Annotated in this window: 7 protein-coding genes; 2 read left to right on the top strand and 5 right to left on the bottom strand. The window is 61.3% G+C overall.

Annotation, left to right across the window (positions count from 1 at the left end; genetic code table 11):
* The first annotated feature begins 527 nt into the window (after positions 1 to 527).
* Together QRN48_RS24895 and QRN48_RS24890 are read left to right on the top strand one after the other, a co-directional pair.
* Entirely contained in the window at positions 528 to 1,133 is a 606-nt protein-coding gene (locus tag QRN48_RS24895; protein WP_285354054.1) for an FMN-dependent NADH-azoreductase, read from the top strand.
* A 394-nt stretch (positions 1,134 to 1,527) separates the two neighbouring features.
* The gene (locus QRN48_RS24890) at positions 1,528 to 2,595 is read left to right on the top strand and encodes an alpha/beta hydrolase family protein (RefSeq protein ID WP_285354053.1); all 1,068 of its coding nucleotides are present in this window, start codon (positions 1,528 to 1,530) and stop codon (positions 2,593 to 2,595) included.
* 42 nt (positions 2,596 to 2,637) lie between these two features.
* On the opposite strand, the gene QRN48_RS24885 is transcribed toward QRN48_RS24890, so the two are convergent.
* From QRN48_RS24885 to QRN48_RS24865, 5 genes are all read right to left on the bottom strand, one after another.
* Entirely contained in the window at positions 2,638 to 3,513 is an 876-nt protein-coding gene (locus QRN48_RS24885) for a TIGR03915 family putative DNA repair protein (protein ID WP_191943400.1), read from the bottom strand.
* The gene (locus QRN48_RS24880; protein WP_285354051.1) at positions 3,510 to 4,730 is read right to left on the bottom strand and encodes a putative DNA modification/repair radical SAM protein; all 1,221 of its coding nucleotides are present in this window, start codon (positions 4,728 to 4,730) and stop codon (positions 3,510 to 3,512) included. Before QRN48_RS24880 ends, QRN48_RS24885 begins: the two co-directional genes overlap by 4 nt.
* A gap of 82 nt (positions 4,731 to 4,812) precedes the next feature.
* The gene (locus QRN48_RS24875) at positions 4,813 to 5,457 is read right to left on the bottom strand and encodes an HAD family hydrolase (protein WP_285354049.1); all 645 of its coding nucleotides are present in this window, start codon (positions 5,455 to 5,457) and stop codon (positions 4,813 to 4,815) included.
* Positions 5,458 to 5,680: 223 nt separating this feature from the next.
* The gene (locus QRN48_RS24870; RefSeq protein ID WP_191943398.1) at positions 5,681 to 6,634 is read right to left on the bottom strand and encodes a 2-hydroxyacid dehydrogenase; all 954 of its coding nucleotides are present in this window, start codon (positions 6,632 to 6,634) and stop codon (positions 5,681 to 5,683) included.
* Between the two features lie 199 nt (positions 6,635 to 6,833).
* Positions 6,834 to 7,379, bottom strand: a complete 546-nt coding sequence (locus tag QRN48_RS24865) for a cysteine hydrolase family protein (protein WP_191943397.1) — start codon at positions 7,377 to 7,379, stop codon at positions 6,834 to 6,836.
* Between the last annotated feature and the right edge of the window lie 339 nt (positions 7,380 to 7,718).

Raw genomic sequence — 7,718 nt, 5'->3', positions numbered from 1 at the left:
CGCGCCGAACGGACATCCATGTCCTGACGGCGCTCTCGCGGCATCCATGCCGCTCAGCCCACTGCGCAAGACCTGCGTTCAGCCTGCACCCAGGTCGCGATTGGCGGTGCTTGGTCTTTTTGCGTATGAAGATCAAGAGCAAAAGCAGTTCAAGAGCAAAAGCAGATCAAGGGCTTCCCGGCTGAAGCCGGTCCCACTGGCTGCGCGCGTTGATTTATGAGGACCTGTTGAAGTCCCACTGGCTGCGCGAGTTGCTTTTATGAGGACCTGTTGAAGTCCTACTGGCTGCGCGCGTCGCTTTTAGGGGACCAGTTGAAGCCAGTCCCACTGGCTGCGCGCGTTGCTTTGTAGTGGGACCGGCTTTAGCCGGGAAGGGGCCGGTTGCTGCGCTCAAAGGCTTTGGTGACGGGTATTGTCCTGCTGGCGGGACGATGTATTGCGTTTTGGCAGGCTAATCGTTGATTACCTCGCGCTGTAGGATGACCCCACTTGATCGCCAAGTGGCGATTCTCACATTCGGAGCCTTCATGAAACTCTTGCACATCGATTCCAGCATCCTCGGCGATCATTCTGCTTCGCGTCAGTTGAGCCGCGGTGTTGTTCAGTCCTTTAGCGCTGTGAACCCAGGTACCGAGGTGGTGTATCGCGATCTGGCGAACGAGCCGCTGAGCCATTTTTCGGGCGCGACGCTGGCCGCTGCCGGTACGCCGGTTGAAGGTCGCGATGCTGCGCAGAAGCTTGAAGTGGAAACCAACGAGGCGACACTGGAGCAGTTTCTGTCTGCCGATGTGGTGGTGATCGGTGCGCCGATGTACAACTTCTCCATTCCAAGCCAGTTGAAGGCGTGGATTGATCGCATCACTGTGGCCGGGCGTACGTTTCGCTACACCGAAGCCGGGCCGGAAGGTCTGTGCAAGGGCAAGAAGGTGATCATCGTGTCGACGGCCGGCGGCCTGCACCAGGGGCAGCCTACCAGCGTTGGTCACGAAGACTTGTTGAAGGTGCTGTTCGGGTTCATCGGCGTGACCGATCTGCAGTTCGTGTTCGCTCACGGCCTGGCCTATGGCGACGAGCCGCGCGCTGCGGCCATGACCGCCGCGCAGAAACACATCAGCGAAACGTTGTTTGCCTGAGCCGTCGCGCCCGTTGCTGTACAACGCGGGCGCATCGCTGCTCTAACGCTTCCCTGAAGCCCTTTTCACCCGGCCTGTTGGCCGACCGGTGACAGGGCTTTTGCCGTTTTGGGACTGAGCGTTCAGCCGGGCGACAGCCTTTACACCCTCTTTGCGCGTAATCTGCAGACAAGCACCGTAGAATGCCGGCCCACTTGGCCCGTTCTGCCTGCAACGGCGGCCGATGTCGTCCTTCTTTAGAGCTTGGCCCGCCTTGTGCACTGTCGAACATCAAACGTTTCGGAATGTTATCCAACCCCAAGGGTCAGATAGCCACAGACTCCGTGTTTACGGGGCTTCAGACCACGAGCGTCTGAATTGGCAGCCAGGGATTGATAAGGTGAGGGGCATTGCAATGATGCGTCTTTGTGCAGTGATGATGATCAGCCTGCTGGGCAGCCTGCTTTCGGTGCAGGCCAGCGAGCTGCAAACCTGGAGCGTAGGCTTTCACGAGCTGACCTTCCTCGATCCGCTGGATTCGCAGCCGATGCACGCCTACGCCTTTTACCCTTCCACCGACGACGAGCACATCACCCGCGTCCAGGGCTATCCCATCGAGGCGACGCAAGACGCCACCATCGCCATGGGTCGGTTTCCGCTGCTGATGTTGTCCCATGGCAATACCGGCACGCCGCTGGCCCAACACGACCTGGCAACGTCGCTCGCTCGCAAGGGCTTTGTGGTGGTGGCGGTGTTTCATCCGGGCGATAACTACATGGACCACAGCCGCCTCGGCAGCCTGAGCAATCTGTACGGGCGCCCGCTGCAGATCTCCGAAGCCATCAGCGCCGCGTTGATCGACCCCATGTTGTCGCCGTATATCAGCGCGCGGCGGGTCGGTGTCATTGGCTATTCCGCTGGCGGCGAGACCGCCTTGATCCTTGCCGGCGCTCAACCGGATTTGCAGCGTCTGCGCCGCTACTGCACGCAGCGCCCGCAGGACCATGACGCGTGCAAAACCCAGGGCGAATTGGTCGCGGACCGGGAGGATTTGCACGCTCAGGCTGACCCGCGTGTAGGCGCGCTGATGTTGATGGCGCCGCTGGGGCTGATGTTTGGCCGTCAGACGCTGGCCGAGGTTCATGTGCCGGTGCTGCTGTACAGCGGAGATGGCGATGAGTTGCTGGCCATCGACAAGAACGCCGAAGCCCTGGCGCGCAAGCTGCCTGACGTCTCGGATTTCAAACTGTTTGCCGGCGCAGGGCACTTTGTGTTCATGGCGCCCTGTGATGATGAGCAGCGGGCCACTCAGCCTGGCCTGTGCACCGATGCGATCGGGGTTAACCGCGAAGACATTCACCGGGACCTGAGCACCGAAGCCGTGCGCTTCTTTGGCACCGCTCTGGGCACACCGTCCAGTACGGCGGGGATGCAGACCGCCGTGCACCGCGAGTATGGGCCTGTCGACAGCCTCGATCAGTAAAGTTAAGCGTAGAGCCTCGGGCCGCCGTGGTTGCGCGGCCGATCAGGCCGACGGCTTGCCACGAATCACCTTGCCACGTCGTTCACTTATTTCCCGTGCCTGCCCGTCGCGCTGACCGCCTGTGCGCGCTTCGCTGATCAGGGCGGGAATCAGCGGTCCCTCCGGCAGGTTTTTCCAGAACCGAGCGGGCAGGTGGCCTTGCATGACCTTGGGATTGAGCCGCGCCGGGTTAAAGATATGGCTGTAGTACGTCAGCCAGAGATTGCCATGGGGATCATCCGCGTTGCGCGCCAGCGATTGCCAGGCTTCGGGGCACACGGGCTGATGGAAGAGCTGCTCACCGTCATAAAAAACGCCGTCTTTTGGGGTCGCGATCATCCAGCGATGGCGGCCCATGCGGCCGATGAAGTGCTCACTGGCGGTGCGCAGGATGTCATGGGCCGGTTCGTGCCAGGCGACGTATTCAGGCAGGCGTGTCATCTCCAGTAGGGCGGCTTTGGCCGCAAGGTCTTCTGCATTGTCGATGACCGGCAGGGCAACAAAGCGCAGAAAGGCATGAAGATGGTGGGCTTCACGGCTGACCTGCTTGAGCCGCCGATGCAGCTCGCTGCCCAGTTTGTCGCCCGCCAGCATCGCCGTGCGATCGCCATGGCTGACCCGCCAGAGCACTTCATACAGCAACGTCCACCGCTGGTCGCCGCAGTATTGCGCTGCGTTTTGCAGCAACTCCAGCAGCTCCAGCGGAATACGGGCGCGAAACGGCCCAGGCTCTTCCGGGTAATGGGTGTCACTGGCGAACAGGTCGGCGTCCTGCTGGACGCTCCAACTGACCTGATCCGGATTGATCTGATGGCTCAGCAGCCAGCGTGCCTGCTGCCGCCACGTCTCGAACGCATCCGCGCAATCCAGAATGATCATCCCCACAACGCCATTTGCTGCGGCTGCGGTTTGTCGCGCAGTTGCTCTCGAAGATCGATGCTTGAGCTCTCGGCTTGTCGGGGGTGGTAATCGCTGGTGATGACGAACGGCTTGGCTTTGGCCAGTACGCAGCGCAGTCGAGTCAGGTCTTCGTAACGAATGCGGCGCTGGCGACGCAATTCCACCAGGCGCTTGGTGGTGCGAATGCCGATGCCCGGAATGCGCGCGATCATCGACGGTTCTGCGCGGTTGAGGTCCAGCGGGAAGATATCCCGGTGCTCCAGTGCCCAGGCCAGTTTCGGATCGATGTCCAGCGCCAGGTGGCCAGGGCCTTGCAACAGCTCGTTTGCGCTGTAACCGTAGCTGCGCAGAAGGAAGTCAGCCTGATACAGCCGGTGCTCGCGCATCAACGGCGGCGCGGCATGAGGCACGCTTTTCGGGCTGTTGGGAATCGGACTGAACGCTGAGTAATAAACGCGCTTGAGGCGAAAGTCGCCGTACAGTGATTCGGCGGTGTGCAAAATGGTGCTGTCATCGGTTTCATCAGCGCCGACGATCATCTGTGTGCTCTGCCCCGCAGGGGTGAAGCGCGGTGCCTTGGGCTCGTTCAGCACGGTTTGCTGCCCGGTGTAGATGGTCTGCATCGCCTGCTTGATCGAGCCCATTTCCTTTTCCGGCGCGAGGGTTTGCAGGCCCAGTTGAGTGGGCAATTCGATGTTGACGCTCAGACGGTCTGCATAGCGGCCGGCTTCTTCGATTAGCGCGGGGTCCGCTTCGGGGATGGTCTTGAGGTGGATGTAACCGCGGAATTCATGGTCTTCGCGCAGCAGCTTGGCCACGCGGATCAGCTGCTCCATGGTGTAATCCGCCGAGCGGATGATCCCGGAGCTGAGAAACAGGCCGCTGACGCAGTTGCGGCGATAGAAATCCATGGTTAGCGTGACTACTTCTTCCGGGCTGAAGCGCGCGCGCGGCACGTCGCTGGAGCGGCGGTTGACGCAGTACTGACAGTCGTAGAGGCAGAAGTTGGTCAGCAGGATCTTCAGCAGCGACACGCAGCGTCCGTCGGGCGTGTAACTGTGGCAAATGCCCATGCCGGTGCTTGAACCCAGCCCGGATTTGCCTTCTGAACTGCGTTTGGGCGCCGCGCTGCTGGCGCACGAGGCGTCGTACTTCGCCGCGTCGGCGAGGATGCTCAGCTTGTCGATCAGCTGCATGGATTTTCTCGATACTGTTTTTATGTACAGTATCGAGTTGACAGGTGATGAACAAGGCCCGATCGGATGGATGGCGGTCGGGTTAACTGATGCGCTGTACCAAATCGTTCAATTCGCCGAAGTCTCTGACGCGATGGAAGTTGCGGTTGTCCTTGAACGCCGAAAAATCCGTGTCGCCGTACCCGGCCACTTGTGCGCCAGCACTCAGCCCGGCTTCTACGCCAGGGACGCTGTCCTCCACCAGCAGACACTGGGCGGTCGGCAGGCCCAGCAGGTCGGCGGCGTGTTCGATGAGCACTGGCGAGGGCTTCCAGGCCTGCACCTCGTAGGCGCTGACGATCAAGCCATGGAAGACGTCGAGCAAGCCCACCGTGCTCAGGCAGGTTTCGATCTTGCTGCGCGGGCCGTTGGAGGCCACGCATTTGGGCAATGCCAGGTTGCGCACGAATTCCACGGCGCCGGGCATTTCTTCGAGCTTTTCGCGAAGCAGCGGCAGGGTTCGTGTGCGGAACTCGGTGACGATGTCGTCGGCGGGGAGCCACGGGTATTCGCGGCAAAGGCCTTCCATGCACAGCGCAAATTGCACGCCACGGAAGCGATGCAGCACTTCCTCGACGCTCAACAACACCTGATGTTTGTCGAGAATCTCGCGCAGCAGTCCGGCGGCCAGCCGTTCGCTGTCCACCAGGGTTCCGTCGCAGTCGAAAATGACGCCGGCAATATTCAAACGGGGCTCTCCTTGTTGCATGTCGCTTTACATGATCGTGTGAGTACGGTTGCAGGCAGCCAACCAGGCTAGGGGCAATTCGACCGGCATTATCGCGAAAAGTTGGCTTGAGCGGGGCAGGGCTGATGCTCGGCTTGCACGGACGCCGGCCCAGCACCTTTTTTGCGAATGCCGCTATGCAGGCCGACGCGGTCAATCGTCAGGCCTGCACATGAAGCGCCGGTTACAGCTCGACCGGCGTCACCAGCGTGCCGTCGTTGAAGTAACCGCTGACGTTGGCGAACACCAGATCTGCCATGGCCTGACGGGTTTCGTAGGTGCCGGAGCCGATGTGCGGGGTGAGTACCACGTTGTCCAGTTTCAGCAGTTCGGCCGGAACGTTGGGCTCGTCATCGAACACGTCCAGGCCAGCGCCGGCAATTTCGGACGCCAGCAGCGCTGCTACAAGCGCCTTTTCATCCACCACCGTGCCGCGCGCCACGTTGATCAGGAACGACTGAGGCCCCAGCGCTCTGAGGACTTCGGCGTTGATCAGGTGCTGAGTGTCGGGGCCGCCAGGGACGATGACGATCAGGTAATCGGAATCCTGGGCCAGTTCGCGAAGGTCGCCGTAGTGCTGATAGGGCACATCGTCATAGGGCTTGCCGCGACGGAAGTAAGCGATGTTCATCTCGAACGCGGCAGCGCGTTTGGCGATGGTCTTGCCGATCTTGCCCAGACCGACGATGCCGCAGGTCTTGCCGCACAGATCGTTGCCCAGCGGGAACTTGCCATTGGGCCACTGACCGGCCCGCACGAATCGCTCCGCTTCGCTAATGCGCCGGGACACACACAGCATCAGCGCCATGGCGGTTTCGGCGACCGCGTTGTTGAGTACATCCGGGGTGTTGCTGAGCTTGATGCCCCGGCCCGACAGGTAATCGGTGTCGACGGCGTCATAGCCGACGCCAAAGCTATTGACCACTTCCAGATTCGGCAGGCGATCCAGAAGGGCGTTGTCGGTGCCGAACACGCCGCTGGTGACCACCCCGCGAACCTTGGCGCCGTGGTCTTTGGCCCATTGGTCGACATCGTTGATGTCAGTGCGCTTGTGTACGGTGAAATCGCGCTCCAGGTTTTGCATGAGTGAGGCATGCATGGCGCCCCAGACCAGAATATCGGCTTTCTTTTCGCTCATTGTTTTCTCCTTATCGTGCGGCCTCACAGGAAGGCATTGCAGCGCAGACGGACGCCTGGGTGGTCCGGCGTGCCCAGGATTTGTAACACAGGTTGGCGTGGCAAGGCCCGGTTTTGAGCCTTGAGGCAAGAACAGGAGTGGCGCCGGCGCTTTTCGCGCAGCAGCCTCCACAGTCGATGCGACCGGTTACCTGCTGCCGTCAGCCCAGGTGCGTATCGGTGCTTATAACCTCGGCATAGGCGAACCCCAGCGCGGACATGAACGCAGCATGGACGTGGGCGGCGGGCACGGTGGCCCCGTCGAATTCCAGATCGCGGCTGGCGCAGGCATCATGGATCACCTTCACCTTGTAGCCCAGGTCTGCCGCCGCACGGGCCGTGGCGTCGATGCACATGTGGCTCATGGCGCCGATGATCACCAATTGCTCGATGCCTTTGTCCTCAAGCAATGCCTGCAATCCCGTTTCGCGAAACGAGTTGGGGAAATGCTTGAGCACCTCGGCTTCGTGCTCCTGCCGCGCTACCTTGGGGTGCAGTTGCGCGCCGTCGGAGCCCGGCGCGAAGAAGGGGGCGTCATCACTGCCGGCCTCGTGCCGGATGTAAACCACGAGGTCGCCAGCATCGCGCGCGGCCTGTATGACTTTTGCAGCGTTGTCGGCAGCAGCGTCGGCGCCCGCCAGGGGCCACTTTCCGCCGGGAAAATAGTCGTTCTGGATGTCGACTACGATAAGCGCTGTGCGAGTCATGGGGTGCTTCCTTGATGGAGGGCTTGAGGTCGAGGAGTATTGCGCATTCGGACCCGGGGCTAAAGCTGATCTGCAAGGCGATAGGCTTCCCGGCTGAAGCCGGTCCTACTGGGGAACACGGCACTTGAGTAGGACCGGCTTCAGCCGGGAAGAGGCCAGCGCGGACACCCTTCATTTCGCAGCGTGGCCACCGACGCTTTCCCGGCTGAAGCCGGTCCCACTGGGATACGCGGTGCTTGAGTGGGACTGGCTTTAGCCGGAAAGAGCCAGCGCGTACACCCTTTATTTCGCAGCGTGGCCACCGACGCTTTCCCGGCTGAAGCCGGTCCCACTGGGATA

It is taken from the genome of Pseudomonas sp. ME-P-057 (assembly GCF_030208975.1).
Taxonomy (GTDB): Bacteria; Pseudomonadota; Gammaproteobacteria; order Pseudomonadales; family Pseudomonadaceae; genus Aquipseudomonas; species Aquipseudomonas lutea.
This window is presented reverse-complemented; position numbering and strand designations above follow the sequence as displayed.

What these genes read in the sequence shown, in the direction of transcription:
- QRN48_RS24895 (WP_285354054.1), top strand. Translation starts at nt 528, where the DNA reads ATGAAACTCTTGCACATCGATTCCAGCATCCTCGGCGATCATTCTGCT.
- QRN48_RS24890 (WP_285354053.1), top strand. Translation starts at nt 1,528, where the DNA reads ATGATGCGTCTTTGTGCAGTGATGATGATCAGCCTGCTGGGCAGCCTG.
- QRN48_RS24885 (WP_191943400.1), bottom strand. Translation starts at nt 3,513, where the DNA reads ATGATCATTCTGGATTGCGCGGATGCGTTCGAGACGTGGCGGCAGCAG.
- QRN48_RS24880 (WP_285354051.1), bottom strand. Translation starts at nt 4,730, where the DNA reads ATGCAGCTGATCGACAAGCTGAGCATCCTCGCCGACGCGGCGAAGTAC.
- QRN48_RS24870 (WP_191943398.1), bottom strand. Translation starts at nt 6,634, where the DNA reads ATGAGCGAAAAGAAAGCCGATATTCTGGTCTGGGGCGCCATGCATGCC.
- QRN48_RS24865 (WP_191943397.1), bottom strand. Translation starts at nt 7,379, where the DNA reads ATGACTCGCACAGCGCTTATCGTAGTCGACATCCAGAACGACTATTTT.